This is a genomic window from Bacillus pretiosus (assembly GCF_051294775.1).
GTDB classification, from domain to species: Bacteria; Bacillota; Bacilli; order Bacillales; family Bacillaceae_G; genus Bacillus_A; species Bacillus_A wiedmannii.
In genome coordinates this window covers 1-25,316 of record NZ_JBPPHF010000009.1, presented here as the reverse complement: position 1 = coordinate 25,316, position 25,316 = coordinate 1, and the positions used below count along the sequence as shown (strand labels likewise).

At 37.4% G+C, this 25,316-nt stretch carries 26 protein-coding genes and 12 tRNA genes; 35 read left to right on the top strand and 3 right to left on the bottom strand.

The genetic code is table 11. The features are described from left to right. Positions 1-2 precede the first annotated feature (2 nt). Positions 3-983, top strand: coding sequence for an ABC transporter ATP-binding protein (locus ACSG5Z_RS27565; RefSeq protein ID WP_098230769.1), 981 nt, complete (start codon positions 3-5; stop codon positions 981-983). After that, complete coding sequence (locus ACSG5Z_RS27560) at positions 980-1,945, top strand: ABC transporter ATP-binding protein (protein WP_001294493.1); 966 nt, start codon at positions 980-982, stop codon at positions 1,943-1,945. The genes ACSG5Z_RS27565 and ACSG5Z_RS27560 overlap by 4 nt, the downstream gene beginning before the upstream one ends. Before the next feature lie 37 nt (positions 1,946-1,982). Here ACSG5Z_RS27560 and ACSG5Z_RS27555 read toward each other — a convergent pair whose 3' ends face one another. After that, complete coding sequence (locus tag ACSG5Z_RS27555) at positions 1,983-2,855, bottom strand: Cof-type HAD-IIB family hydrolase (RefSeq protein WP_000766409.1); 873 nt, start codon at positions 2,853-2,855, stop codon at positions 1,983-1,985. A 451-nt stretch (positions 2,856-3,306) separates the two neighbouring features. On the opposite strand from ACSG5Z_RS27555, the gene ACSG5Z_RS27550 reads away from it, so the two are divergent. The 14 genes from ACSG5Z_RS27550 (at position 3,307) to uvsE (ending at position 16,467) form a co-directional block, all read left to right on the top strand. Next, positions 3,307-3,414, top strand: a complete 108-nt coding sequence (locus tag ACSG5Z_RS27550; RefSeq protein ID WP_000664237.1) for a DUF3948 family protein — start codon at positions 3,307-3,309, stop codon at positions 3,412-3,414. 41 nt (positions 3,415-3,455) lie between these two features. Then, positions 3,456-3,563 carry a DUF3948 family protein gene (locus tag ACSG5Z_RS27545; protein WP_000664237.1) on the top strand — a complete coding sequence of 36 codons (108 nt, stop codon included), beginning with the start codon at positions 3,456-3,458 and terminating at the stop codon, positions 3,561-3,563. 35 nt (positions 3,564-3,598) lie between these two features. Then, on the top strand, positions 3,599-3,715 hold the full coding sequence (locus ACSG5Z_RS27540; protein ID WP_000654250.1) for a DUF3948 family protein: 117 nt from the start codon (positions 3,599-3,601) through the stop codon (positions 3,713-3,715). A gap of 35 nt (positions 3,716-3,750) precedes the next feature. After that, positions 3,751-3,867 (top strand): DUF3948 family protein, encoded by a 117-nt coding sequence (locus ACSG5Z_RS27535; RefSeq protein ID WP_000654250.1) that lies wholly within the window; start codon positions 3,751-3,753, stop codon positions 3,865-3,867. Positions 3,868-3,909: 42 nt separating this feature from the next. Beyond that, the gene (locus ACSG5Z_RS27530; RefSeq protein ID WP_435712627.1) at positions 3,910-4,011 is read left to right on the top strand and encodes a DUF3948 family protein; all 102 of its coding nucleotides are present in this window, start codon (positions 3,910-3,912) and stop codon (positions 4,009-4,011) included. Positions 4,012-4,321: 310 nt separating this feature from the next. Next, positions 4,322-5,440 (top strand): 4-hydroxyphenylpyruvate dioxygenase, encoded by a 1,119-nt coding sequence (gene hppD / locus ACSG5Z_RS27525; protein WP_000810916.1) that lies wholly within the window; start codon positions 4,322-4,324, stop codon positions 5,438-5,440. Positions 5,441-5,506: 66 nt separating this feature from the next. Next, complete coding sequence (locus ACSG5Z_RS27520) at positions 5,507-6,463, top strand: fumarylacetoacetate hydrolase family protein (protein ID WP_000674024.1); 957 nt, start codon at positions 5,507-5,509, stop codon at positions 6,461-6,463. After that, a complete protein-coding gene (locus tag ACSG5Z_RS27515) occupies positions 6,429-7,601 on the top strand; it encodes a homogentisate 1,2-dioxygenase (RefSeq protein WP_048542891.1) in 1,173 nt (390 codons plus the stop codon). Before ACSG5Z_RS27520 ends, ACSG5Z_RS27515 begins: the two co-directional genes overlap by 35 nt. A 231-nt stretch (positions 7,602-7,832) precedes the next feature. Continuing rightward, positions 7,833-9,248, top strand: a complete 1,416-nt coding sequence (gene bcaP / locus ACSG5Z_RS27510; RefSeq protein WP_000809356.1) for a branched-chain amino acid transporter BcaP — start codon at positions 7,833-7,835, stop codon at positions 9,246-9,248. Positions 9,249-9,356: 108 nt separating this feature from the next. Then, positions 9,357-10,628 carry an MDR family MFS transporter gene (locus tag ACSG5Z_RS27505; RefSeq protein ID WP_048542888.1) on the top strand — a complete coding sequence of 424 codons (1,272 nt, stop codon included), beginning with the start codon at positions 9,357-9,359 and terminating at the stop codon, positions 10,626-10,628. A 369-nt stretch (positions 10,629-10,997) separates the two neighbouring features. After that, positions 10,998-12,083, top strand: coding sequence for a D-alanine--D-alanine ligase (locus ACSG5Z_RS27500; protein WP_088121135.1), 1,086 nt, complete (start codon positions 10,998-11,000; stop codon positions 12,081-12,083). A gap of 60 nt (positions 12,084-12,143) precedes the next feature. After that, positions 12,144-13,520 carry a UDP-N-acetylmuramoyl-tripeptide--D-alanyl-D-alanine ligase gene (gene murF / locus ACSG5Z_RS27495; protein ID WP_088121136.1) on the top strand — a complete coding sequence of 459 codons (1,377 nt, stop codon included), beginning with the start codon at positions 12,144-12,146 and terminating at the stop codon, positions 13,518-13,520. Positions 13,521-13,825: 305 nt separating this feature from the next. Further along, the gene (gene cshA / locus ACSG5Z_RS27490; RefSeq protein WP_000206596.1) at positions 13,826-15,412 is read left to right on the top strand and encodes a degradosome RNA helicase CshA; all 1,587 of its coding nucleotides are present in this window, start codon (positions 13,826-13,828) and stop codon (positions 15,410-15,412) included. A 92-nt stretch (positions 15,413-15,504) separates the two neighbouring features. Next, complete coding sequence (uvsE, locus tag ACSG5Z_RS27485) at positions 15,505-16,467, top strand: UV DNA damage repair endonuclease UvsE (RefSeq protein WP_149214239.1); 963 nt, start codon at positions 15,505-15,507, stop codon at positions 16,465-16,467. On the opposite strand, the gene ACSG5Z_RS27480 is transcribed toward uvsE, so the two are convergent. Continuing rightward, positions 16,460-17,032: a rhomboid family intramembrane serine protease gene (locus tag ACSG5Z_RS27480; protein WP_435712626.1), complete on the bottom strand. Its 573-nt coding sequence runs from the start codon at positions 17,030-17,032 to the stop codon at positions 16,460-16,462. The two genes, uvsE and ACSG5Z_RS27480, sit on opposite strands and share 8 nt — an antisense overlap. A 92-nt stretch (positions 17,033-17,124) precedes the next feature. Here ACSG5Z_RS27480 and acpS point away from each other — a divergent pair, with 92 nt between their 5' ends. From acpS to ACSG5Z_RS27450, 6 genes are all read left to right on the top strand, one after another. Next, positions 17,125-17,484, top strand: a complete 360-nt coding sequence (gene acpS, locus ACSG5Z_RS27475) for a holo-ACP synthase (RefSeq protein ID WP_327957720.1) — start codon at positions 17,125-17,127, stop codon at positions 17,482-17,484. A gap of 93 nt (positions 17,485-17,577) precedes the next feature. Next, complete coding sequence (locus ACSG5Z_RS27470; RefSeq protein ID WP_000829111.1) at positions 17,578-18,591, top strand: LolA family protein; 1,014 nt, start codon at positions 17,578-17,580, stop codon at positions 18,589-18,591. A 118-nt stretch (positions 18,592-18,709) separates the two neighbouring features. After that, positions 18,710-19,879 carry an alanine racemase gene (alr, locus tag ACSG5Z_RS27465; RefSeq protein ID WP_000390587.1) on the top strand — a complete coding sequence of 390 codons (1,170 nt, stop codon included), beginning with the start codon at positions 18,710-18,712 and terminating at the stop codon, positions 19,877-19,879. 309 nt (positions 19,880-20,188) lie between these two features. Continuing rightward, positions 20,189-20,476 (top strand): antitoxin EndoAI, encoded by a 288-nt coding sequence (locus tag ACSG5Z_RS27460; RefSeq protein ID WP_000004570.1) that lies wholly within the window; start codon positions 20,189-20,191, stop codon positions 20,474-20,476. A gap of 4 nt (positions 20,477-20,480) precedes the next feature. Further along, positions 20,481-20,831, top strand: a complete 351-nt coding sequence (gene ndoA / locus ACSG5Z_RS27455; RefSeq protein WP_000635963.1) for a type II toxin-antitoxin system endoribonuclease NdoA — start codon at positions 20,481-20,483, stop codon at positions 20,829-20,831. Between the two features lie 68 nt (positions 20,832-20,899). Next, positions 20,900-23,068 (top strand): Tex family protein, encoded by a 2,169-nt coding sequence (locus ACSG5Z_RS27450; RefSeq protein ID WP_435712625.1) that lies wholly within the window; start codon positions 20,900-20,902, stop codon positions 23,066-23,068. Between the two features lie 57 nt (positions 23,069-23,125). On the opposite strand, the gene cmpA is transcribed toward ACSG5Z_RS27450, so the two are convergent. Next, the gene (cmpA, locus tag ACSG5Z_RS27445) at positions 23,126-23,242 is read right to left on the bottom strand and encodes a cortex morphogenetic protein CmpA (RefSeq protein ID WP_001143642.1); all 117 of its coding nucleotides are present in this window, start codon (positions 23,240-23,242) and stop codon (positions 23,126-23,128) included. A 195-nt stretch (positions 23,243-23,437) separates the two neighbouring features. Between cmpA and ACSG5Z_RS27440 the strand changes: the two genes are divergently transcribed. The 13 genes from ACSG5Z_RS27440 to ACSG5Z_RS27380 all read left to right on the top strand — a co-directional run bounded on the left by ACSG5Z_RS27440 (position 23,438) and on the right by ACSG5Z_RS27380 (position 25,187). Further along, positions 23,438-23,896: a SprT family protein gene (locus ACSG5Z_RS27440; RefSeq protein WP_000344252.1), complete on the top strand. Its 459-nt coding sequence runs from the start codon at positions 23,438-23,440 to the stop codon at positions 23,894-23,896. A 114-nt stretch (positions 23,897-24,010) separates the two neighbouring features. Further along, positions 24,011-24,085 (top strand) — tRNA-Asn (locus tag ACSG5Z_RS27435). 3 nt (positions 24,086-24,088) lie between these two features. After that, positions 24,089-24,179, top strand: a tRNA-Ser gene (locus ACSG5Z_RS27430). 8 nt (positions 24,180-24,187) lie between these two features. Then, positions 24,188-24,262, top strand: a tRNA-Glu gene (locus tag ACSG5Z_RS27425). 4 nt (positions 24,263-24,266) lie between these two features. After that, a tRNA-Val gene (locus ACSG5Z_RS27420) sits at positions 24,267-24,342 on the top strand. Between the two features lie 24 nt (positions 24,343-24,366). Further along, positions 24,367-24,443, top strand: a tRNA-Met gene (locus ACSG5Z_RS27415). 3 nt (positions 24,444-24,446) lie between these two features. After that, a tRNA-Asp gene (locus tag ACSG5Z_RS27410) sits at positions 24,447-24,522 on the top strand. 87 nt (positions 24,523-24,609) lie between these two features. Further along, positions 24,610-24,684 (top strand) — tRNA-Gln (locus ACSG5Z_RS27405). A 5-nt stretch (positions 24,685-24,689) separates the two neighbouring features. After that, positions 24,690-24,762, top strand: a tRNA-Lys gene (locus ACSG5Z_RS27400). Positions 24,763-24,778: 16 nt separating this feature from the next. Beyond that, a tRNA-Leu gene (locus ACSG5Z_RS27395) sits at positions 24,779-24,861 on the top strand. A 97-nt stretch (positions 24,862-24,958) separates the two neighbouring features. Beyond that, a tRNA-Arg gene (locus ACSG5Z_RS27390) sits at positions 24,959-25,035 on the top strand. A 3-nt stretch (positions 25,036-25,038) separates the two neighbouring features. Then, positions 25,039-25,115: transfer RNA gene (locus ACSG5Z_RS27385), tRNA-Pro, on the top strand. A gap of 1 nt (position 25,116) precedes the next feature. Continuing rightward, positions 25,117-25,187, top strand: a tRNA-Gly gene (locus ACSG5Z_RS27380). The last annotated feature ends 129 nt before the right edge of the window (positions 25,188-25,316 follow it).

Below are 25,316 nucleotides of genomic sequence, written 5' to 3'. Positions count from 1 at the left end.
GTATGAGTAAAGCGGTAGTAGAGCTGAAAGACTTACAAACACACTTTCAGACAGAAGAAGGAACAGTAAAGGCTGTGAATCATGTTAGTTTTACAGTTCGAGAAGGTGAAACGGTTTGTGTTGTAGGCGAATCGGGTTGCGGGAAAAGTGTAACAGCTTTATCTATTATGGGACTTATTGCTGAATCAGGCAGTGTAGTAGGTGGAGATATCTTATATGAAGGAAAAAGTCTTTTAGGAATGAAAGAGAAAGAGCTTCGTAGTTTACGAGGAAATGATATTGCGATGATTTTCCAAGAACCGATGACATCGCTAAATCCTGTCTTCACTGTAGGTGAACAAATTGTAGAGACGTTAAGAGAGCATGAATTACTTAGCAAAAATGAAGCGTATAAGAAGGCAATTGAGTTAATTCGTAAAGTTGGGATAGCTCGTGCGGATGAAATCGTCCATTCTTATCCGCACGAACTGAGTGGTGGCATGTTACAACGTATTATGATTGCTGTTGCACTTAGTTGTAATCCGAAGTTATTAATTGCGGATGAACCGACAACGGCTCTTGATGTTACGATTCAAGCTCAAATATTAGACTTATTAAGACAAGTAAAAGAAGAATTTAAAACATCCATTTTATTAATTACACATGATTTAGGCGTTGTAGCTGAGATGGCTGATTACGTTGTCGTTATGTATGGCGGGAAAGTTATTGAAGAGGCACCAGTACTAGAAATATTCCAAAATCCGAAACACCCGTATACGAAAGGGTTGTTGAAATCAAAACCAGTGATGGGAAAACGAATAGATAAATTATATTCTATTCCAGGGCAGGTTCCTAATTTAGTTGGTTTGGATGAATTTTGCTACTTTAGCGGTCGTTGTGAGCATTGTATGGAAATATGTAAAGAAGAAGCGCCAAATCTGAATGTACATGATGAGAATCATAAAGTAGCTTGCTGGTTATATGAGGAGCGTGCGGGAGAATGAGTGAACCATTATTAGAAGTAAAAAACTTAAAAACATATTTCCCAATTAAAGGCGGCATATTTAGTAGAACGATTGGACATGTGAAAGCAGTTGATGGAGTAAGTTTTACTATTAATAAAGGCGAAGTGTTCGGTCTCGTTGGTGAATCAGGAAGCGGAAAAACGACGATAGGAAAAACAATTTTACGTCTCGTTCAAAAAACGGAGGGAGAAGTGAAGTTTAAAGGACACGATGTTCATTCTCTATCAAAAGAGGAATTGAGAAAACATCGTCCTAATATGCAGCTTGTGTTTCAAGATCCATTTAGCTCATTAAATCCGAGAATGAGGATTGGAGAAGCACTTGGCGAGCCGATGTTGGCTCACGGACTAGCGACGAAAGAAAATGTTCGTGAAAAAGTGACAGAAGTATTAGAGTTATGTGGCTTAGCCCCATATCATATTGACCGGTATCCTCATGAGTTTTCTGGTGGACAACGTCAGCGTATCGTTATCGCAAGAGCTATGGTATTAAATCCGGAATTTATAGTAGCTGACGAACCTGTGGCAGCACTAGATGTATCTATTCAAGCACAGATCATTAATTTATTTAGTGAGTTACAGGAGAAAAAGGGACTATCTTATTTGTTCATTTCTCATGATTTAAGCGTAGTAGAGCACTTATGTACGAAAATTGGAATTATGTATTTAGGAACGATTGTGGAAACCGCGCCGCGTGATGAGTTATTTACGAACCCACTGCATCCGTATACAAAAGCATTGTTATCAGCTGTGCCAATACCAGATCCAACAGTGAAGCGAGAGCGGATTATACTAGAGGGTGATATTCCAAGTCCAGCAAATCCACCTTCGGGTTGTCGCTTTCATACACGTTGCCCGTTTGCAACAGATATTTGTAAACAAACGGTACCAGAATTCCGTAATGTTGGTGAAGAGCATTTTGTTGCTTGTCATCATGTATAAAAGAAAAGGACCCTTTCAAATTGAAAGAGTCCTTTTTTTATTTACTAGATGAAGTTTGTTTCAATACAAATTTCTCGATTGCGTGAGCAACACCATGCTCATTATTTGTTAATGTTACGACATCACATAGTTTTTTTACATCTTCTTCAGCATTTCCCATTGCAACTGATAAGCCAGCTACTTGTAACATTGGCACATCATTAAAGTTGTCCCCGATCGCAATAGTATCTTCAATTGGTATATTGAAATAAGCAGCCATTTCTTGTAGACCGTTCCCTTTATGACCGTGCTTATCCATAATTTCTACATTAGTAGGAGCTGATGCCGTAACTGAAATATCAGTGTCTTCTTGTAACATGCTTAATAGCTGTGCACGATGCGCTGCATTAAATGTCAAAATGAAGAATTTAGATATTTCTAATTCTGGATTATTTACAACATCTTCGATTTTTTGGAAATCAGTAATTAAGTTTGATTTCTTTTGTTTTTCTGTAATTCTTTCAAGTTCTTCAAGTGTAACATCTAGTGCATGCTTGTTTTCTTCGAACGCTTGCATGACTTGATCTTGCCATGTATATGGAGAATAAACTCCTTTATTCGTATATAGCTTATAAGGAAAACCTTCAGATTCTAGTAATTTTGCAAGCTTGTATACTTTATCGTTTTGTAAACAACGCGAGTTAATTACTTTTCCATCCACATAAACAATTGCCCCATTGCTCGCTCCAACTGGAAGAGATAGTTTATATTCTTCCAATAATTTTAAAGCATCCTCTTTTGCACGACCAGAACAAATCATGACTATATGACCAGCCTCTTTTGCAGTTTGGATAGCTTGTAAGTTCTCCTTGGAGATTTCAAGATTAGATGATAGTAGCGTACCATCCATATCTAATGCGATTAATTTCAAAATGACCACCTCTTTGCTTTTATTATACATAGTTATATAGAGGAAACATATAAACTTATCTTGGAAAGATCGTATTTTATCTTGCGTGAACCGTCAGTAAAAAGTTGATAGGCGCCATCTTATTAATTTGAATATGCACTTTAATTTGTAATAAAAATAGAGGTAGGTATGAGGGTGTTTCGTTATATGACTGTAATATTACAATAACATTACAAACGTCAACTTAGTAGAAAGTGCATTAAAACAGGGGTTTTAAGGGTGTTTATAAAAAAACGTAAAAAAAGTGTAATAAAATTTACGTAATTATATTGCAACGTAACAATAGTTATGTTACATTAATGTTACAAACGTTACGTTAATAACTTTAATGTAACGCTAACATAAAAACTATGAAATAAACATTTCTTAGAAATTACATATAGATAACTTATTAAAAAGGAGGATACATAAAATGAAAGAGCAAGTATTACAAGTAACAAAAGGTGACTTCGTAGGATCAGCAAGTGGAGCAGTAGTATTAACAGCATTAATCGTATTTCTATCAAGCGTATTAGTATAATAGAAGTTTTGTAATAAAAGAAAAAGAGAGGAGAATGCAAAATGAAAGAGCAAGTATTACAAGTAACAAAAGGTGACTTCGTAGGATCAGCAAGTGGAGCAGTAGTATTAACGGCATTAATCGTATTTCTATCAAGCGTATTAGTATAATAGAAGTTTTGTAACAAAAGAAAATAGAAGGGAGAATGAAAGATATGAAAGAGCAAGTATTACAAGTAACAAAAGGTGATTTCGTAGGATCAGCAAGTGGGGCGGTAGTATTAACGGCATTAATCGTATTTCTATCAAGCGTATTAGTATAATAGAAGTTTTGTAACAAAAGAAAATAGAAGGGAGAATGAAAGATATGAAAGAGCAAGTATTACAAGTAACAAAAGGTGATTTCGTAGGATCAGCAAGTGGAGCAGTAGTATTAACGGCATTAATCGTATTTCTATCAAGTGTATTAGTATAATAGAAGTTTTAAATCATACAAAATGAAAGGAGAATGAGGAATATGAACAGTGAACAAGTAACAAAAACAGATTTATTAGGATCATTAGGTGGAGCGGTAGTATTAACATCATTTATTTTATTCCTTGCAAATGTATTAGTATGAGACATATAAATACAATCATTCAAAAAAAATAAAGACTCTAGCATATTAGTAAGTAGTTAATATGTTGGGGTCTTTTTTGTTTTCCTCTCCTATATACCTTCAAGTATGAATATTCCCTCCGTCATGTAAAGAGAAAAAAGTCGAATTTTATATGTAAGAAAAAAAGAGGAATTTGACAGAAAAGATAGAAAATTTTAAAGGTCAGAATTTGTTAGCTTGCTAACTAATTTCTATTAATTGATGTTGGAAGCGTTTTCGGTTGGTTTTAAGTATGAACCATTTAATCTATTTACAGGGGGATGAGGATTTTATGAAACAAAAATCTATGGATACGCTAGCTGCACAAATGGAGGACTTTTTTCCGGTACGTGATGTAGATCATTTGGAATTTTACGTAGGAAATGCAAAGCAATCAAGTTATTACCTCGCGAGAGCATTCGGGTTCAAAATTGTGGCTTACTCTGGATTAGAAACTGGTAACCGTGAAAAGGTATCTTATGTTCTTGTGCAAAAAAATATGCGTTTTGTTGTGTCTGGTGCTTTAAGTAGCGATAATCGTATCGCAGAATTTGTAAAGACACATGGTGATGGTGTAAAAGATGTTGCTTTACTTGTTGACGATGTTGACAAAGCATATTCGGAAGCTGTGAAACGTGGTGCCGTTGCAATTGCTCCACCTGTGGAATTAACAGACGAGAACGGTACACTGAAAAAAGCAGTTATTGGTACGTATGGTGATACAATTCACACGCTTGTAGAGCGTAAAAATTATAAAGGAACATTTATGCCAGGATTCCAACAAGTGGAGTTTAATATTCCATTTGAAGAGTCAGGTTTAATTGCTGTAGATCACGTAGTTGGTAATGTTGAGAAAATGGAAGAATGGGTTAGCTATTATGAGAATGTTATGGGCTTTAAACAAATGATTCATTTTGATGATGACGATATTAGTACAGAGTATTCAGCATTAATGTCGAAAGTTATGACAAATGGAAGTCGTATTAAGTTCCCTATTAACGAGCCAGCAGATGGAAAGAGAAAATCGCAAATTCAAGAATATCTAGAATTCTATAATGGAGCAGGTGTACAACATCTTGCTTTATTAACAAGCGATATCGTTAAAACAGTGGAAGCACTTCGTGAAAATGGCGTGGAGTTTTTAGATACACCTGATACTTATTATGATGAGTTAAGTGCGCGAGTTGGGAAAATTGATGAAGAAATTGATAGGTTAAAAGAATTAAAGATTTTAGTAGATCGCGATGAGGAAGGATACTTACTACAAATCTTTACGAAACCAATTGTAGATCGTCCAACTTTATTTATTGAAATTATTCAACGTAAAGGTTCTCGCGGATTTGGAGAAGGGAACTTTAAAGCATTATTTGAATCAATTGAAAGAGAACAGGAACGTCGCGGAAACTTATAAGATTTGTATCCACCAGCAAAAGTCTCTTTGCTGGTGGAAATTTCATTTTCATAGGGAGGAATCATGATGAAATTTGTTACATTTCGTCTTCCTTCGAAAGAAATGCGAGCTGGATGGCTTGAAGGTGACAAAGTAATTGATATGAATCTTGCTAGTGATGGAAAATTACCTTCTTCTATGTTCGCCTTTTTAGAGAAAGCGGATGAGTATGTAGAAGTATTGCGTAATATGGAGAATCCGGAAAAGGGTATATATTCCTTAGAGGAAGTGCAATTAGCGGCGGCAATTCCTAATCCGAGTAGTATTCGGGATTTTTACGCGTTTGAACAGCATGTAAAAACGGCCCGCGGCCGGAGAGGGCTAGAGGTTGTACCTGAATGGTACGATATCCCGGTTTTTTATTTTACGAACCATCGTGCTGTAATTGGTCCAGATGATTTTGTAATTGGTCCGAAGAAATCTAAAAAGCTTGATTATGAGTTAGAGATCGCTTGCGTAATTGGGAAAGAAGGAAGAAATATTTCTCGTGAGCAAGCAGAGGAATACATTTTTGGTTATTGTATTATGAACGACTGGAGTGCAAGGGACTTACAAGCAACAGAAATGAAGGTAGGACTTGGTCCAGCAAAAGGAAAAGATTTTGCAACTTCATTAGGAGCACACCTTGTTACGAAAGAGGAATTGGATGTTTATCGTAACGGTGACCGTTATGAGTTAGAGATGACTGCTCATGTAAATGGAAAGCTATTATCAAAGGGGAACTTCCAAGATATTTACTATACATTTGCTGAAATGATTGAACGTGCTTCGGAAGACGTTACGTTATATCCAGGCGATGTGATTGGTTCTGGGACAGTAGGAACCGGTTGTGTTTTAGAACTGGGTACGGAAGAGTGGCTGCAAGATGGGGATGTTGTAGAACTTACGATTACTGGTTTAGGTACGTTACGTAATACGGTCAAAAAAGAAATGGAAGCAGGTGATGGGCATGTTTTATCGTCACATGGGGGAGCTACCTCATAAACGACATGTACAATTCCGTAAAAAAGATGGGTCGCTTTATCGCGAACAGGTAATGGGAACAAAAGGTTTTTCTGGTACGCAATCTATTTTGTACCATCATTATATGCCAACGGAAGTAGGTCATGCGGCATTATCTCATTCTTGTCAGTTACAGTATGAAGAAGATGTAGCTCTTGCTCATCGTCATTTTCGCACGAAAGAAAATAAAAAAACTGGCGATGCAGTAAGCGGAAGGAATTTTATGCTTGGGAATGAGGATTTATTAATTGGAGTAGTGGCTCCAACAGAAAAAATGGACTATTTCTACCGTAATGGTGATGGTGATGAAATGTTATTTGTTCATTACGGAACAGGGAAAATTGAAACGATGTTTGGAACGATTCACTATCGAAAAGGTGATTATGTAACAATCCCAATTGGAACGATTTATCGTGTTATTCCAGATGAGGGAGAGACTAAGTTTCTTGTTGTAGAGGCAAATAGTCAAATCACAACGCCGCGTCGTTATCGGAATGAATATGGACAATTGTTAGAGCATAGTCCGTTTTGTGAGAGAGATATTCGTGGTCCTGAAAAATTAGAGACGTATGATCAAAAAGGTGAGTTTGTCGTAATGACAAAGTCGCGAGGCTATATGCATAAACATGTTTTAGGGCACCATCCGTTAGATGTTGTTGGTTGGGATGGCTATTTATATCCGTGGGTCTTTAATGTAGAGGACTTTGAACCAATCACAGGTCGTATTCATCAGCCACCTCCAGTACATCAAACTTTCGAAGGTCACAATTTCGTTATTTGTTCTTTCGTACCACGTTTATACGACTATCATCCAGAATCTATTCCGGCACCATATTATCATAGTAACGTGAATAGTGATGAAGTACTGTACTATGTAGAAGGAAACTTTATGAGCCGGAAAGGTGTGGAAGAAGGTTCTATTACACTTCATCCGAGCGGAATTCCTCATGGGCCGCATCCTGGGAAAACAGAGGGAAGTATAGGGAAGAAAGAAACACTTGAACTAGCTGTTATGATAGACACGTTCCGTCCGCTTCGTATTGTAAAGCAAGCACATGAAACAGAAGATGAAAAATATATGTATAGCTGGATTGAAGAAGGTTCACATACTGTGAAATAGGTAAAAAGAGGCATGCTCAATAAGTGAGCATGCTTCTTTTGTGGAATCGACATGTATAATAATACCAAAAAAAATTACGGAAAGATATATAGAAACAACGATAAGGATATTGTATGTTCCGAAAGATTTCTACTTATTTCGACAAAAGTATTGACTGGGGAAAGTGCAATGAGTAAAATAAAAAAGCGAATTAAAAATTTTCAGAAAATTTAAAACTTGGAGGAGCATGCTATGAAGCAAATTTTTCAAAAGAAGCCTATTGCAAAGCTAATGCAAGAGAGTAAGCAAAAGACGTTAGCAAGAACATTGGGTGCATTGGATTTAACTATGCTTGGAATCGGGGCAATTGTTGGAACAGGTATTTTTGTTCTAACGGGCGTGGTAGCAGCAAAACATTCTGGGCCAGCTATTATATTATCATTTGCGATAGCCGCGTTAGCCTGTGCCTTTGCTGCATTTTGTTATGCTGAATTCGCTTCTTCAGTTCCTGTCTCAGGCAGTGTGTATACGTACACATATGCGACGATGGGAGAGGTATTCGCATTTTTAATTGGATGGGACTTAATGCTTGAGTATTTACTCGCTACATCTGCTGTAGCAAACGGTTGGTCCGCTTATTTTCAATCTTTATTAAAGGGATTTGGGATCCATATTCCTACCATTCTCTCCTCGGCCCCTGGTACAGGAAAGGGTGGAATAATTGATTTGCCTGCGGTTCTAATTATTTTAGTAATGACAGTTCTTTTATCTAGAGGTGTTCGTGAAAGTGCACGAATAAATAACATTATGGTGTTTATTAAATTAGCGGTTGTTCTCATATTTATCTTTGCTGGTTTTAATTATGTAAAACCTGAAAATTGGACACCTTTTATGCCGTTTGGCTTAGATGGTGTAATGGCTGGAGCTGCTACAGTGTTTTTTGCATTCATAGGGTTTGATGCAGTTTCAACGGCAGCAGAAGAAGTGAAACGTCCACAACGTGATTTACCAATTGGCATTATTGCATCTTTATTAATTTGTACGGTTCTTTATATTGTTGTTTCACTTATTTTGACAGGAATTGTTCCATACGGACAGTTAAATATATCAGATCCAGTTGCTTTTGCACTTCAATTTATTGGACAAGATAGTTTAGCGGGAGTAATTTCAGTAGGAGCAATTACAGGAATCACAACAGTAATGTTAGTTATGATGTATGGGCAAGTACGTGTTTCGTATGCAATGAGTAGAGATGGATTATTGCCGAAGCGCCTTGCTAAAGTCCATCCAAAATTTAAAACACCATTTTTAAATACATGGACAACAGGAATTATTGCAGCACTTATTTCAGGATTAATAGATTTAAATGTGTTAGCGCATCTTGTAAATATGGGGACTTTATCAGCCTTTGCACTTGTAGCTGTTGCTGTTATTGTAATGAGAAGAACTCATCCGGATTTACCAAGAGCATTTAAGGCACCACTTGTACCATTTTTACCAGCATTAACGGTGATTTTTTGTTTATATTTAATGCTTCAGTTATCCGGAACTGCTTGGATTAGTTTTGGGGTATGGATGGTTATCGGTATTGCGGTTTACTTCTTATATAGCCGAAAACATAGTGCTTTAAATAATAGTAAAGACGAAGAAGATGCAGCGAATTTATAAGTTGAAAAATCCATTCTAATTCTGTTAGGATGGATTTTTAGTTCTGAAAATTTACATTTTTCTGATTGTGTATATAATATAATTGTTGGGGAACTGAGGGGGGAATGTATGAAAAATACGTGGCGTGAGTTAAGGGAGATGGACCGAAACATATGGATTCGGTTTATTGGCGAAACGTTAAATGGAATTGCAATGATGATGTTGATGCCTTTTTTTGCCCTATATTTAAAAGATAAGGTGGATTCGTTATTGGAAGTAGGGGTTATTATGGCACTTTCTCCGATTGCCGCAAGTTTCGGTTCTCTTCTTGGTGGGAGGATTGCTGATATATATGGAAGAAAGCCAATAATGATTTTTTCAATGGTGAGTAATGCTTTGTTCATGCTAGGTTTTTTATTTATAGAAGGATTTATTCCTTATGCTATTTTATCTATTTTTTTAGGGCTCAGTAATTCATTATTCCATCCCGCTGCATCAGCAATGGTTGCGGATGTAACAGCACCTGAAAAAAGAACAGAAGCATATGGTTTATTACGAATGGGGCACAATATAGGTGCTGCAATTGGCCCGATAATGGGTGCTTCAGTAGTTATGTTGTCGAAGAACCTTGTGTTTATTATTGCCTCGTCTACGATGTTATTTTATGCATTACTTGTATTCATTCTTATTCAAGAGACAATGCCAAAGAGTGCGACTAAAGAAGAGAATAAAGAAAAGGAATCAGAGGCGGTTTGGAAAATTGTAATGAGAGATAAGGCACTAATGATTTATTTGTTAGCAGGTATCATTATTTCGATGGGATTTTCTCAAACAGAGGGCATGTTGCCGCTGCACTTTGATAATGAAATGAAAGGTATTTTTGGAACTAACAATCCATATCCATATTTAATGGCTTTAAATGGACTATTAGTTGTGTTGTTCCAATTTCAAATTTCAAAATGGGCCACAGATAAACCTGTCGGAAAGACGATGTTATATGGTGCATGTTTGTTCGGTGTTGGTTTGTTCTTTATAGGATGGTTACCGAAGTGGTTTGGAGAATTTGATGCAAATGCTACGATTATTTTAATAACGTTGCTGTTCGTTTATGCTATATATACGTTAGGTGAGATGATTATGTCGCCTGTACAGATGACGTTTGTAGCGAATTTGGCCCCTGAGCACTTGAGAGGGACTTATATGGGAGCTGCCAGTTTGCAGTGGATTACAGGAGGCGCATTCGGTCCACTTCTTGGCGGTTTTTTATTGGATCGATTACTTGGTCACTTTCTATTTACAATTTTAGCTGTAGGATGTGTAGTTGCAGGTATTGTATATGTTTCTTTAGATCGTCTCGTTGAGCAAAGGCAAAAAGGCACACTGACCAAACAGTCTTCTTAATGAGTAGATGACATACACAAAAAGGGGATTTCTACATATTTTAGGTACATAACTAGATTGGATTACAATTTTATCCCGCTATTTATGGGCAGTAAGACTTCCACCTCAAAATTCGGCGGGAGATAACTGTCCGATTGGTGCGGGCTGATAATTAGTGGGGATGGCCCCTCGTTAATTAAAGTTTCACTGTATTTTAGAATTTAATTTTGTATATTTATGAAGAAAGTTAAGTAGAAAAAGTATAGAAAACCAATAAGTGGTGTCATTTAATTATTTGTGGAAGTTACATTTTATTTCAAATAGGAACTACCTATTTTTATAAAAAGTGCTAAAATAGAAAAATGAAAACAATTGGTTAGGGTGATTTCAGTGACAAAAATTAAATTAGGTTTATTATATGGTGGAAAATCAGCTGAGCATCAAGTTTCGCTACAAACGGCTCTTGCTGCTATTAAAGCATTAAATCAAGATAAATTCGAGATTCATCCAATTTATATTACAGAACAAGGTCAATGGGTGCGCGGTGAGCGTATTGAAGGTGAAGTAACAGATGTTGAAGTTCTAAAAATGAGCGGCGCGGAAAATGCGATTTCTCCGTTATCATTAAGTACAGAAATCATTCCATCTGCAGCTTCTGAGGAAAATGCTATTGACGTTATTTTCCCATTATTACATGGACCAAATGGTGAAGATGGAACGGTTCAAGGATTATTAGAATTAATGAACATTCCTTATGTAGGAAATGGTGTTCTAGCATCAGCTGCTGGTATGGATAAAGTTGTTATGAAAAACATCTTTGCAGAAGCTGGATTGAAACAAGCGAAGTATGCATCGTTTATTCGTAGTGCATGGGAAAAAGATCGTGAAACAGCATATGAAAAAGTAGAAGAAGTTTTAGGATATCCTTGCTTCGTAAAACCAGCAAACCTTGGTTCAAGTGTTGGTATTAATAAGTGTAAAAATCGTGAAGAGCTTGAGAATGCATTTGAAGAGGCATTCCAATTTGATCGCAAAATTATTGTAGAAGAAAATATTGTTGGACGTGAAGTAGAAGTTGGTGTATTAGGTAATGATGAACCGAAATGTTCAGTTGTAGGTGAAATCGTACCGAAAAAGGACTTCTATGATTATAAGTCGAAATATATCGATGGCGATACAGCATTAATTATTCCGGCTGAAATGACAGAAGAAGAGTCTAATGTCATTAAGCGAGATGCAATTATTGCATTCCAATCGTTAGATAGTGCTGGCTTAACAAGAGCTGATTTCTTCTTAACGAAAGACGGAGAAGTATATATTAACGAAGTGAATACGATGCCAGGGTTTACGCCGTTTAGTATGTTCCCTCTACTATGGCAACATACTGGATTACCGTATCCGGAATTAATTGAAGAGCTAATTCGTTTAGCGATTGAGCGTCACGAAGAAAAACAAAAAATTAAATATACAATCTAACAAAAAAGGAGGAAGCACTATTCGCAGGAATAGTGCTTCCTCTATGTAAGGAGTGTTCTCATGATAAATCGAACGTTAAAACAAGTAGAACAGATGGTAAATGGTACGGGATTAGCAGAGCAATATGAGGGAATTACTATACAAGGAGTCTCTATTGATACGAGAAAAATTGAAAATGGAAACTTATATGTTCCGATTCAAGGTGAACGTTTCGATGGACATGCTTTTGTAGATAAAGCCGTTGAAAATGGAGCTGTGGCGACATTATGGATGAAAGATGTAGCAAATCCACCTGAGAATCTTCCCGTTATTTTTGTGGAAGACACGTTATCAGCATTACAAATGTTAGCGAAAAACTATCGCAATCAATTGGATGTGAAAGTTATTGGTGTGACAGGGAGTAACGGTAAAACATCTACAAAAGATATTGTAACAAGTCTTCTTGCGACTAAATTCAAAGTTCAAAAAACAGAAGGAAACTTTAATAACCATATTGGGTTACCTCTTACTATTTTAAACTTAGAAGAAAATACAGAAGTAGCTGTATTAGAGATGGGTATGTCCAGCCGAGGGGAAATTGAATTCTTATCTAAGTTAGCACGTCCAAATGCAGCTATCATTACGAACATTGGTGAGGCACATTTAATGGACTTAGGCTCTCGTGAAGCAATTGCTGAAGCGAAATTAGAAATTGTGACAGGATTACAAGAAGGTGGAGTATTCGTATATAACGGAGATGAGCCATTATTAACAAATCGTGTTCCTGAAATGAATTTAATAGCTGAAACAGTTACGTTTGGTGATGCTAGAGCAAATGATTACTATCCAACGACTGTAACATTACAGGCAACTGGGACACATTTTAAAATGAATAGAGAAGAAAATATTTCATTCTACTTACCAGTATTAGGAAAACACAATGTGTACAATACGCTTGCTTCAATGGCAATTGCGAAATATTTTGGTGTAACGTGGGAAGAGATGAAAGAAGGTTTAGTAACACTTCAAATGACAGGCATGCGTATGGAAATTGTAAAAACAAATAGTGGTTTAACAATTATCAATGATGCTTATAATGCAAGTCCAACGGCTATGGAAGCAGCGTTCCACCTAATGAATGGTTTAGATGGATTTGCTAAAAAAATTGTTGTACTTGGTGATATGCTAGAACTTGGTGATCAAGAAGTACAATTCCATTATGAGGTAGGTAAATTAATCGATCCAGCAAAAATCTCATATGTGTTCACATATGGTAAATTAGGGGCTCAAATTGCTGAAGGAGCGAAAATTAATTTCCCTATTGAGCGTGTAAAAGCGTATGATAATAAAGAGGAGCTAGTAAAAGAGTTACAAGCAGTAGTTGATGTGAAAGATGTTGTATTAATAAAAGCATCTCGCGGCATGAAATTGGAAGAAGTAATTACGATGTTGAAATAATTGGTGTATATAAATAGGGATGATAGATGCGAAAATAGAAGAAACTTATAATAAGCGCTTACAGTAAATATAAAAAAATAAAAGTGAAGAAAAAAACTCTGAATATGAAAATAAGGTAACAGTTGGGTTTGCTTTTTGCACATACAAAACTTATAATTGATAAAGTGTAATAACGTTTAGAAGTATTTTCGCGAAGAATATACGCCCGTTTATATACGTGAGCATTCAGGAAAAGGGCTTTTCCGCAAATTCGGAAAACGCCTTTTTTTAAATGATAAGTATAGGATAGAAAAGGAGAAGTAACATTGACAACATTTCGAGAATTAGGATTAAGTGAGTCTTTACTACAATCTGTTGAAAGTATGGGCTTTGAAGAGGCTACGCCGATTCAAGCTGAAACAATTCCACATGCATTGCAAGGTAAGGATATTATTGGGCAAGCGCAAACAGGTACAGGGAAAACAGCAGCATTCGGATTACCACTATTAGATAAAGTGGATACAAATAAAGAAGCAGTTCAAGGTATTGTTATCGCGCCAACGCGTGAATTAGCAATTCAAGTTGGAGAAGAGCTGTACAAAATTGGTAAACATAAACGCGTTCGTATTTTACCAATCTATGGTGGTCAAGATATTAACCGCCAAATTCGTGCTCTAAAAAAACACCCACACATTATTGTTGGTACGCCGGGTCGTATTTTAGATCATATTAACCGTAAAACACTTCGCTTACAAAACGTAGAGACAGTTGTTCTTGACGAAGCGGATGAAATGTTAAACATGGGCTTCATTGAAGATATTGAAGCGATTTTAACAGATGTGCCAGATACACATCAAACATTATTATTCTCAGCGACAATGCCAGATCCAATCCGTCGTATTGCTGAGCGTTTCATGACTGAGCCTCAACACATTAAAGTAAAAGCAAAAGAAGTAACAATGCCAAACATTCAGCAGTTCTATTTAGAAGTGCAAGAAAAGAAAAAGTTTGACGTGTTAACACGCTTATTAGATATTCAATCTCCAGAGCTTGCAATCGTATTCGGTCGTACAAAGCGTCGTGTTGATGAATTATCAGAAGCATTAAACTTACGTGGTTATGCAGCAGAAGGTATTCACGGTGACTTAACACAAGCGAAGCGTATGTCTGTATTACGTAAATTTAAAGAAGGTGCTATTGAAGTTCTTGTTGCAACAGACGTTGCTGCACGTGGTCTTGATATTTCAGGCGTAACACATGTATATAACTTCGATATCCCACAAGATCCAGAATCATACGTTCACCGTATCGGTCGTACTGGCCGTGCAGGTAAAAAAGGTATTGCAATGTTATTTGTAACACCACGTGAATCAGGACAATTAAAAAATATCGAGCGCACTACAAAACGTAAAGTTGATCGTATGGAAGCACCGACACTTGACGAGGCATTAGAAGGTCAACAACGTTTAATCGCTGAAAAACTTCAAAGCACAATTGAAAATGATAATTTATCATACTACAAGCGTATTGCAGAAGAAATGTTAGAAGAGAATGATTCTGTAACAGTAGTAGCTGCTGCTTTAAAAATGATGACAAAAGAGCCAGATACAACTCCAATCGCTTTAACGTCAGAACCACCAGTTGTTTCAAGAGGTGGCGGTTCTAAAAAACGCGGCGGTAACGGAGGCGGATACCGTGATGGTAACCGTAATCGTAGTCGTGACGGACGCGGCGGTGGCGATGGTCGTAACCGCGATCGCAATCGTGATGGTGGTAGCCGTGGTGGCGATGGCCGTAACCGTGATCGCAATCGTGATGGTGGTAGCCGTGGTCGTAAAGGTGAAGGTCAAGGTCGCCCTGGATCTTCAAATGGACGTGGCGAAAGAAAACATCATAGCCGTCCACAAGCTTAATAAAAAAGAGAATGCCCTTTGCTGGCATTCTCTTTTTTTATTTCTGTAATTGTACATACTACATAATAACTTGTGTAGAAAAGAGGTGCTACATGCTTGTAAGACTTGGATATGTTGCGATGAGTGTACATTTAAAGAATGCATCTCCATCTCAAACGATGACATATGCGCAGTTTCAACGAATTGGTGATCGAGAGGCTGCAATTCGTAAACTCGAAAGAATTGCTAATTCGAATTTAGAAAATTGTTTACGGTTATTAAAGCATAATAAAGGGCATGACATATCTTTCTTTCGGCTTAGTTCCAAGCTTGTTCCTTTAGCGAATCATGAGGAGTTGTTAGAGTGGAACTATATTCGCCCCTTAAAAGAAAATTTAAAAGTACTAGGTGATTACGCTATTCGAATGAATATGCGTATTGATTTTCATCCAGATCATTTCGTTGTGCTGAATTCACCTGAAGAGAATATTTTTAAACAATCTGTAAAGACATTGCAGATGCATAAAAAATTATTAAAAGGTATGGGGATTGAACATAAGCAACGATGCGTATTACATGTGGGTGGAGGTTATAAAGATAAGGAACTCGCATTAGAACGCTTTATAGAAAATTGGTCAAGTGTTCCAAGAAGTATCCAAGAGATGGTCATATTAGAAAATGATGATACGACCTTTTCTTTAGAAGAAACATTGTATTTAGGTGAAAAATTAGATATTCCAGTCGTGTTTGATTTGCATCACCATATGATGAATAATGATCGAGAAGATTGGCATGAAGATTGGGCGCGTGTTGTACATACGTGGGAATCGTCTTTGTTACCAGTGAAAATGCACATTTCTAGTCCTAGAGAGGGAAAAGACCCGAGAGCGCATGCGGACTTTATTGATGTAGATACTTTTTTATCTTTTTTAAAAAAGATAAAGGGAAGTGTTTCGCAAATTGATTGTATGATTGAGGCGAAGAAGAAGGATGAGTCTTTATTTCAACTAATGAGAGATTTAAGTAAACAAACAGATGTAGAAATTGTCGATGGTGCGAGCTTTTATATTAAATAAGCTCTGCACCATCGAATTTTTTTGTTAATAAAGGAGTGCAAATACCACCAATAATCAATCCTGTTAAATGGCTTATAGGGTTAGCGGAGGGATTGAAGAAAGTGAATAGTAGTAATATACATATCATGATTGAAAAAATAGCAATGTCTCTTGGATTGGAAGAACGATATCGACTATACAATAGAAATAATTGTGCACCTAGCAATCCGAAAATACCACCAGATGCCCCGGCATGAATATATTCAAGAGGCATAATGAGATAAGAAGAAATATTTCCAAGAATGCCAGAAAGGAAAAAAATAATGATGAAAGAAAAGTGCCCTAGTTGTTTTTCAATAGAAGAGCCAAGCACAAATAAACAAATACTATTAGAAAGGAAATGTTGTAAGTCTACATGTACAAGTAAGGAAGTTATGAGACGCCACCATTCTCCTTTAGCGATATATTCATTGTAGGATGCCATGGGAAAGAGAAGAAAGTCGCCTAACATAATCGTGACTAATTGTATGAGAAGTAAAGTGATGACGACTGGTTGTAAGGAAATGCGGGCAGAAGGTATTAGCATGTTGTGAGTATCACTCCTTTTGCATCAGAAAGATTCTCTGTTATTCTTACAATATGAAAAAAGAAAGCTAAATAGAAGAAGGGGATTTTGAAATGATTGTAGGGATTGGAATCGATATTATTGAATTGAATCGAATTGAAAAAATGCTAGATGGAAAACTTAAATTTATGGAGCGTATTTTAACTGAAAGTGAACGTAATGTTGCTAAGGACCTGAAGGGAAGTCGCCTTACAGAGTTTGTAGCTGGAAGATTTGCAGCGAAAGAGGCGTATTCAAAAGCGGTAGGAACTGGTATTGGAAAAGAAGTAAGTTTTTTAGATATTGAAGTAAGGAATGATGATAGAGGTAAGCCGATTCTCGTTACAAGTACAGAGCATATTGTTCATTTATCAATTAGTCATAGTAAGGAATTTGCTGTTGCTCAAGTTGTTTTAGAAAGCTCGTCACGCTAGTCTGCATATTTTATATCTTTGTCTCATATATTTGATGTAGCGATAAGGAAGGTACATCTTCCATTCATTTATAGGGGCAAAGGGGCTGAAGTGATGAAAAGGCGTCTGTTTTTAGTTCTTGTCGGTTTATTAACCGTTTTTGTGTTGGCGGGTTGTATGGAAAAGAAACAAGATGATGTTGTGAGAGATTTAGAGGCGAAAGTAAAAGGGATGAAAAGTTATCAAGCTGAAGCAAAGTTATCTATTAAAACAGGGAATGAGCCTCAGGAGTACAAGGTAGAAATATGGCATAAGGAACCTTCTTTTTATCGTGTGAATTTGCAGAATGCGAAAAAAGATCAAAGCCAAATTATTTTAAGAAATGAAGAAGGGGTATTTGTATTAACGCCAGCACTTAATAAGAGTTTCCGTTTCCAAAGTGATTGGCCGCAAAATAGTAGCCAGGCTTATTTATATGAATCCCTTGTGAGAGATATTTTGCAGGATAAGAAAAACCTTACTTTTGAAAAAACAGATAAGTATTATATTTTTAAAACAAAAACAAACTATCAACATCAAAACATGTTGCCGAAACAAGAGATTACATTGAAGAAAAGTGATTTAACACCAGTTTCGGTGAAGTTAATGGATAATGATCAAAATGTTCTTGTGAAAGTAGATTTCTCAAAAGTGAAATTTGATGCGAAATTTGATAAAGGTGCATTTGATACGAAACAAAATATGTCTAGAGCGCAAGTAGATGTTCAAACAACAGCGAAAGAAGACAAACCATTTGCTATTTTGTATCCGCGTGATACGCCGCAAGGTATGGTTTTGAAAGATGAAAAAGAGTTAAAGACAGACAGTGGCAAGCGTGCGATACTCACATACACTGGAAGTAAGAAATCCTTTACTTTGATACAAGAAAAGGCAAAAGTTGCAGAGGCTTCGTCAGCGATAAGTGTGAGCGGAGAATTGGTTGATCTTGGCTTTACAATTGGGGCATTGACGAAAGATTCTTTAACGTGGTCGCATAACGGAGTAGAATATATGCTCGTGTCTAAAGGTTTAGAGCCGAAGGAGCTATTAATGGTTGCTCGTTCAGTTACAGAAAAGCAAGTGAAGTAAACTTCTTAGACGTGGTGATATATGTGCACCACGTCTTTTCTTAGTTTGAAGGGTGGATTTCATAAAAGAAGCATATAAAAGAATAAGCTTCGCATATCGTGTATAAGGAAGTGTATTTATGGAAGAAGCACCATTTTACCGTGACACTTGGGTGGAAGTGGATTTAGATGCGATCTATAACAATATTACACACATTAAAGATTTCATTCCAAGTGATGTAGAGATTTTTGCTGTAGTCAAGGCGAATGCATATGGACACGATTATGTACCGGTAGCTAAAACGGCATTAGAAGCAGGGGCGACAAGGTTAGCGGTTGCCTTTTTAGATGAAGCTCTAGTGCTTCGAAGGGCTGGTATTACTGTGCCGATTTTAGTGTTAGGTCCTTCCCCGCCTCGTGATGTCAATGTAGCTGCTGAAAATGATGTAGCATTAACTGTTTTTCAAAAAGAATGGGTGGATGAAGCGATCAAACTTTGGGATGGTTCATCTACAATGAAATACCACATTAATTTCGATAGTGGTATGGGAAGAATTGGAATACGCGAACGGAAAGAATTAAAAGGGTTTTTAAAAAGTTTAGAAGGTGCGCCATTTTTAGAACTAGAAGGAGTTTATACACATTTTGCAACAGCGGATGAGGTGGAGACTTCTTACTTTGATAAGCAATATAACACATTTTTGCAGCAGTTAAGTTGGTTGAAAGAGTTCGGAGTGGATCCTAAGTTTGTCCATACAGCTAATAGTGCTGCAACGCTACGTTTTCAAGGGATTACATTTAATGCAGTACGAATTGGCATTGCGATGTATGGGTTATCTCCGTCTGTAGAAATACGCCCTTTTTTACCGTTTAAATTAGAACCAGCACTATCACTGCATACGAAAGTTGCTCATATTAAACAGGTGATTAAAGGGGATGGGATTAGTTATAACGTCACTTACCGAACGAAAACGGAAGAATGGATTGCAACTGTTGCGATTGGATATGCAGATGGATGGCTTAGAAGATTACAAGGGTTCGAAGTGCTTATAAATGGTAAAAGGGTACCGATTGTAGGTCGAGTAACAATGGATCAATTCATGATACACCTTCCTTGTGAAGTGCCGCTTGGTACGAAAGTTACACTCATTGGAAAACAAGGTGATGAGTATATTAGTGCTACTGAGGTTGCTGAATATTCTGGGACTATTAATTATGAAATTATTGCAACGATAAGCTTCCGAGTGCCGAGAATATTCATACGGCACGGCAAGGTTGTAGAAGTAATCAATTATTTGAACAATATATAGAAGGTAGTATGGTTTGCTTCTTGTCATTTGAGAGGACTGTTCATTGGTTAAGAATAAGCTCATTTTTGATGAGAAGCTTTTTACTTATCATTACTTTTAACATAATTTAACGTGAATTTTGCTGGGAAACTCTTTCGTTTCTTGTTTGTAATAAGATAAAAATAAAAGAATATGAATTTTTTGTTTGTGAATTGGAAAACATAAGCAAGGAATAAGGAAGTCTTTGCAACAGGCTCCATACAATGGTATTATTACAATAGGTGTCATATATATATTTGGGTGTGTAGTTGACGGTGGAGGTGTATTTTTGTGTCCGAATCAAGTGTAACTACTGAAATCGTGGTTCGGTTGCCAAAGCAAATGGTAACGGAATTGGACGGAATTGGAAAACAAGAGAATAAGAATCGCCATGAACTAATTTGCCAGGCAACACAACTGTTATTGCGTCAACATAAGACGAAGAAACGCTACCAACATGAATCAATGCGACGTGGGTACATTGAAATGGGAAAAATTAATCTTGGTATTGCATCGGAAGCTTTCTTAGCAGAGTATGAAGCAGCTCATACAGTAGAACGCTTAGTTAGCGGGGGGTAATATTTTGATTGTAAAACGCGGCGACGTGTATTTTGCAGACCTTTCCCCAGTTGTTGGTTCTGAGCAAGGAGGCGTTCGTCCGGTTCTTGTCATTCAAAATGACATCGGAAATCGTTTTAGTCCAACGGTGATTGTAGCGGCTATTACTGCACAGATTCAAAAAGCTAAATTACCCACTCATGTGGAAATTGATGCGAAAAAGTACGGTTTTGAGAGAGATTCTGTTATTTTACTTGAGCAGATTCGAACAATCGATAAGCAGCGCTTAACGGACAAAATCACTCACTTAGATGAAGTGATGATGATTCGTGTAGATGAAGCGCTACAAATTAGTTTAGGACTAATAGATTTTTAAATCGGCAGTTTAAGTTGCTCTCTTTACAGGGCAACTTTTTTTTATTATAGAGGAGGTTACGGTTGTATATGGAAATGGTAGATAATCGACAAGCGTTAATGAAAATGTTAGTGAAGGAATTAGGCTTTACCGAAAAGCAAGTTCGTCATGTTATTCAATTAACAGAAGAAGGTAACACAGTTCCATTTATTGCTCGTTACCGAAAAGAATGGACAGGCTCTTTAGATGAAGTGCAAATTCGTACAATTTTAGAGAGATGGCAATATATGATGCAGCTTGAAGATAGGAAAGAAGAGGTTCTTCGTCTTATTGATGAGAAGGGGAAACTGACAGGAGAGTTACGTCAGCAAATTGTTAAAGCTGTAAAGTTGCAAGAAGTAGAAGATTTATATCGTCCATATAAAGAGAAAAGAAGAACGAAAGCAACGATTGCAAAAGAAAAAGGACTAGAGCCGTTAGCTGAATGGTTATTGTTATATAAGAAAGAAGATCCAAATCAGAAGGCAGTGGAGTTTATTAACGCAGAGAAAGAAGTGCAATCTGCAGAAGAAGCATTACAAGGTGCCCAAGACATTATTGCAGAAATCGTTTCAGATGAAGCAGCTTATCGTAGTTGGATTCGGAATGTTACTTTTAGAAAAGGTGTTATGTCTTCGTCCGTAAAAGATGAAGAGAAAGATGAAAAGAATATATATGAAATGTATTACAGTTATGAAGAACCGTTGCAGAAAGTAGTACCGCATCGTGTATTAGCGATGAATCGCGGTGAGAAAGAAGATATATTGAGAGTTTCTGTTGTTCCACCAGTAGATGAGATAGTAACTTTCTTATATAAGAGAGTAATTCGTGATAACGATTCTAAAAGTGCACATTATGTAAAGTTAGCAATTGAGGATGGTTATAAACGATTAATTCAATCCTCCATTGAAAGAGAGATTCGAAAAGAATTAACAGAAACAGCTGAGGAACAAGCGATACATATTTTTTCTGAGAACTTACGTAATTTGTTATTACAACCTCCAATGAAAGGAAAGGTTGTGTTAGCTTTAGATCCTGCATATAGAACGGGTTGTAAATTAGCTGTTGTAGATGATACGGGGAAGGTTCTATATATTGATGTTATTTATCCGCATCCACCTGTTCGTAAATATGAAGATGCAAAAATGAAAGTTCTTTCTATTATAGATAAATATCAAGTTGAAATGATTGCGATTGGGAATGGTACAGCTTCTAGAGAATCGGAAGAATTTATAGTTGATGTATTACAAAATGTGAAACAAGAAGTCTTCTATATTATTGTGAACGAAGCTGGTGCGAGTGTGTATTCGGCCTCCGATTTAGCTCGTGAGGAATTTCCGAATTTACAGGTTGAAGAAAGAAGTGCTGTTTCTATTGGGAGACGTCTGCAAGATCCACTTGCTGAACTTGTGAAGATTGATCCTAAATCAGTTGGGGTTGGACAATACCAACATGATGTATCTCAAAAGAGGTTGAATGAATCATTAACATTTGTAGTAGAGACGGCAGTTAACCAAGTCGGTGTGAATGTAAATACAGCTTCAGTTGCGTTATTGCAATATGTTTCGGGTTTATCGAAAACTGTTGCGAAAAATATTGTGGCAAAGCGTGAAGAAGAAGGGAAATTTACAAAACGAACAGACTTAAAGAAAATACCGCGTCTAGGTGCGAAGACATATGAACAATGCATAGGTTTCTTACGTATATTAGAAGGGGCAAATCCGTTAGATCGAACGGGTATTCATCCAGAACAATATAAAAATGTTGAATTGTTATTGAAGAGTCTAGGGTTATCAAAAGATGACGTAGGGCAATTGCAATTACAAAAGAGCTTAGAAGAAGTGGAGATTTCTAAGTTATCGCAAGAAACGGGAATTGGGGAGCCAACATTAGTTGATATTATAGATGCGCTCATTAGTCCAGAGCGAGACATGAGGGATGAGTTGCCTAAACCGCTTCTGAAAAAAGGGATTTTGAAATTAGAAGATTTAAAACGTGGTATGGAACTGGAAGGAACAGTTCGTAACGTTGTTGATTTTGGTGCTTTTGTTGATGTAGGTGTAAAACAAGATGGTTTAGTACATATTTCTAAACTAAGCAAACAGTATGTGAAGCATCCGTTAGATATTGTATCTGTCGGACAAATCGTCAAGGTATGGGTAGATGATATTGATACGAAAAAAGGTCGCGTTGCACTATCCATGTTGCCGATTGAATAGTAAGAGAAGAGAGCAGATGAAACTGCTCTTTTTTTATGGGATAAAACGTGTAATGGATTATGAGCTTTGATGTATTTTGCTATAATAAAACCAGCATTCATTTAGTAATTTAATTTGATACCGGTTTTTTTCAAAATATGCGCGTTGCATTTGTTTTTTTAGCCACGTAGGCATAGGAATCCCTCCTTGTTTAATCCTACTCTCAAAAATGTAAGGTACTATTGATGAGAGGTTGGTGAGTGGATTTCTATTCATGCTATATTTTTAGAAACCACGCTTCTTGAATGAGGATGGGTATATGTACTATTTAATATATGTGTAAGGGAGGAGAAAAGTGTAAAAATATTTTTTAGTTTAGGAGGAATGAGAGTGGATGAGCAAGAAATACAGCGTCTGGTGGAAGAAGTATCACTACAATACTTCGGAATGCCATTTTTACATAGAGCTATGTTCAATAGTAGGTTGCGTACAACTGGTGGACGTTATCTATTGAATACACACAACATTGAACTGAATTATCGATATTACGAAATGTATGGGAAAGAAGAGTTAGTCGGAATCATTAAACATGAGCTTTGTCATTATCACTTACATATTACAGGAAGGGGCTATAAGCACCGGGATAGAGATTTTCGTGAATTGTTAAAAGAAGTTGATGCGCCACGCTTCTGTAAACGAATAATTAATGAAGAGAAGGAAAAAAAGGTTTATACGTATGAATGTATGGGCTGTTTGCTTCAATATGTAAGAAGACGTCAAATAAATACAAAAAGATATGTCTGCGGAAAGTGTAAAGGGAAACTGAACCTGATAAAGAAAACATCTTGACAGCGAAAACGCAATCCAGTATATTATAAACATGTCACGTTTGTACAAGATGTTGAGAAAAAACATCTTGACTTACGATAAGAAATTTTATAAGATACAAATTGTCTTTATTATTCCGCAGTAGCTCAGTGGTAGAGCTATCGGCTGTTAACCGATCGGTCGTAGGTTCGAGTCCTACCTGCGGAGCCATACAGAGAAGTACCCAAGTGGCTCAAGGGGCTCCCCTGCTAAGGGAGTAGATCGCTAACGCGGTGCGAGGGTTCGAATCCCTTCTTCTCTGCCATACATACTGGCCCGTTGGTCAAGTGGTTAAGACACCGCCCTTTCACGGCGGTAACACGGGTTCGAATCCCGTACGGGTCACCACTTCGGAGGATTAGCTCAGCTGGGAGAGCACCTGCCTTACAAGCAGGGGGTCGGCGGTTCGATCCCGTCATCCTCCACCATATAAATTATATAAATAGTATCATCGCGGGGTGGAGCAGCACGGTAGCTCGTCGGGCTCATAACCCGAAGGTCGCAGGTTCAAATCCTGTCCCCGCAACCAAATGGTCCCGTGGTGTAGTGGTTAACATGCCTGCCTGTCACGCAGGAGATCGCCGGTTCGACCCCGGTCGGGACCGCCATTTTAACTTCTGCTATTTGGCAGTTGTTTTTTATTGGACATTATGTTACAATAGCATTTGTCTTTGAAAAGAAGATAAATATTTCGATGGGCTATAGCCAAGCGGTAAGGCAACGGACTTTGACTCCGTCATGCGCTGGTTCGAATCCAGCTAGCCCAGCCATTTACGAGCCATTAGCTCAGTTGGTAGAGCATCTGACTTTTAATCAGAGGGTCGAAGGTTCGAATCCTTCATGGCTCACTTTTGTTTTTTTTGCGCGGTCGTGGCGGAACGGCAGACGCGCTAGGTTGAGGGCCTAGTGGGGGAAACCCCGTGGAGGTTCAAGTCCTCTCGGTCGCATCAAAAAATCTTTTTAAAAAGTACTTGCATTTGAAAATGTAGTATGATAAGATAATTGAGTCGCCAAAATACAACGACGAAAAAACATCATGAATAAGCGCCCGTAGCTCAATTGGATAGAGCGTTTGACTACGGATCAAGAGGTTAGGGGTTCGACTCCTCTCGGGCGCGCCATAACGGGAAGTGGCTCAGCTTGGTAGAGCACCTGGTTTGGGACCAGGGGGTCGCAGGTTCAAATCCTGTCTTCCCGACCACGCGGGTGTAGTTTAGTGGTAAAACAAGAGCCTTCCAAGCTCTGGTCGAGAGTTCGATTCTCTTCACCCGCTTTTAGTTCTTTGAAAACTGAACGAAACAAACAACGTGAAACGTCAATTTTTATTTTTAGATGCTAGACAAACTAACTTTATTGGAGAGTTTGATCCTGGCTCAGGATGAACGCTGGCGGCGTGCCTAAT

What these genes read in the sequence shown, in the direction of transcription:
- ACSG5Z_RS27480 (WP_435712626.1), bottom strand. Translation starts at nt 17,032, where the DNA reads ATGCTAATACCTTCTGCCCGCATTTCCTTACAACCAGTCGTCATCACT.
- ACSG5Z_RS27505 (WP_048542888.1), top strand. Translation starts at nt 9,357, where the DNA reads ATGAAAAATACGTGGCGTGAGTTAAGGGAGATGGACCGAAACATATGG.
- bcaP (WP_000809356.1), top strand. Translation starts at nt 7,833, where the DNA reads ATGAAGCAAATTTTTCAAAAGAAGCCTATTGCAAAGCTAATGCAAGAG.
- acpS (WP_327957720.1), top strand. Translation starts at nt 17,125, where the DNA reads ATGATTGTAGGGATTGGAATCGATATTATTGAATTGAATCGAATTGAA.
- ACSG5Z_RS27565 (WP_098230769.1), top strand. Translation starts at nt 3, where the DNA reads ATGAGTAAAGCGGTAGTAGAGCTGAAAGACTTACAAACACACTTTCAG.
- uvsE (WP_149214239.1), top strand. Translation starts at nt 15,505, where the DNA reads ATGCTTGTAAGACTTGGATATGTTGCGATGAGTGTACATTTAAAGAAT.
- ACSG5Z_RS27560 (WP_001294493.1), top strand. Translation starts at nt 980, where the DNA reads ATGAGTGAACCATTATTAGAAGTAAAAAACTTAAAAACATATTTCCCA.
- alr (WP_000390587.1), top strand. Translation starts at nt 18,710, where the DNA reads ATGGAAGAAGCACCATTTTACCGTGACACTTGGGTGGAAGTGGATTTA.
- ACSG5Z_RS27550 (WP_000664237.1), top strand. Translation starts at nt 3,307, where the DNA reads ATGAAAGAGCAAGTATTACAAGTAACAAAAGGTGACTTCGTAGGATCA.
- ACSG5Z_RS27530 (WP_435712627.1), top strand. Translation starts at nt 3,910, where the DNA reads ATGAACAGTGAACAAGTAACAAAAACAGATTTATTAGGATCATTAGGT.
- ACSG5Z_RS27535 (WP_000654250.1), top strand. Translation starts at nt 3,751, where the DNA reads ATGAAAGATATGAAAGAGCAAGTATTACAAGTAACAAAAGGTGATTTC.
- ACSG5Z_RS27470 (WP_000829111.1), top strand. Translation starts at nt 17,578, where the DNA reads ATGAAAAGGCGTCTGTTTTTAGTTCTTGTCGGTTTATTAACCGTTTTT.
- ACSG5Z_RS27540 (WP_000654250.1), top strand. Translation starts at nt 3,599, where the DNA reads ATGAAAGATATGAAAGAGCAAGTATTACAAGTAACAAAAGGTGATTTC.
- ACSG5Z_RS27545 (WP_000664237.1), top strand. Translation starts at nt 3,456, where the DNA reads ATGAAAGAGCAAGTATTACAAGTAACAAAAGGTGACTTCGTAGGATCA.
- ACSG5Z_RS27515 (WP_048542891.1), top strand. Translation starts at nt 6,429, where the DNA reads ATGTTTTATCGTCACATGGGGGAGCTACCTCATAAACGACATGTACAA.
- murF (WP_088121136.1), top strand. Translation starts at nt 12,144, where the DNA reads ATGATAAATCGAACGTTAAAACAAGTAGAACAGATGGTAAATGGTACG.
- hppD (WP_000810916.1), top strand. Translation starts at nt 4,322, where the DNA reads ATGAAACAAAAATCTATGGATACGCTAGCTGCACAAATGGAGGACTTT.
- cmpA (WP_001143642.1), bottom strand. Translation starts at nt 23,242, where the DNA reads ATGCCTACGTGGCTAAAAAAACAAATGCAACGCGCATATTTTGAAAAA.
- ACSG5Z_RS27520 (WP_000674024.1), top strand. Translation starts at nt 5,507, where the DNA reads ATGAAATTTGTTACATTTCGTCTTCCTTCGAAAGAAATGCGAGCTGGA.
- ACSG5Z_RS27450 (WP_435712625.1), top strand. Translation starts at nt 20,900, where the DNA reads ATGGAAATGGTAGATAATCGACAAGCGTTAATGAAAATGTTAGTGAAG.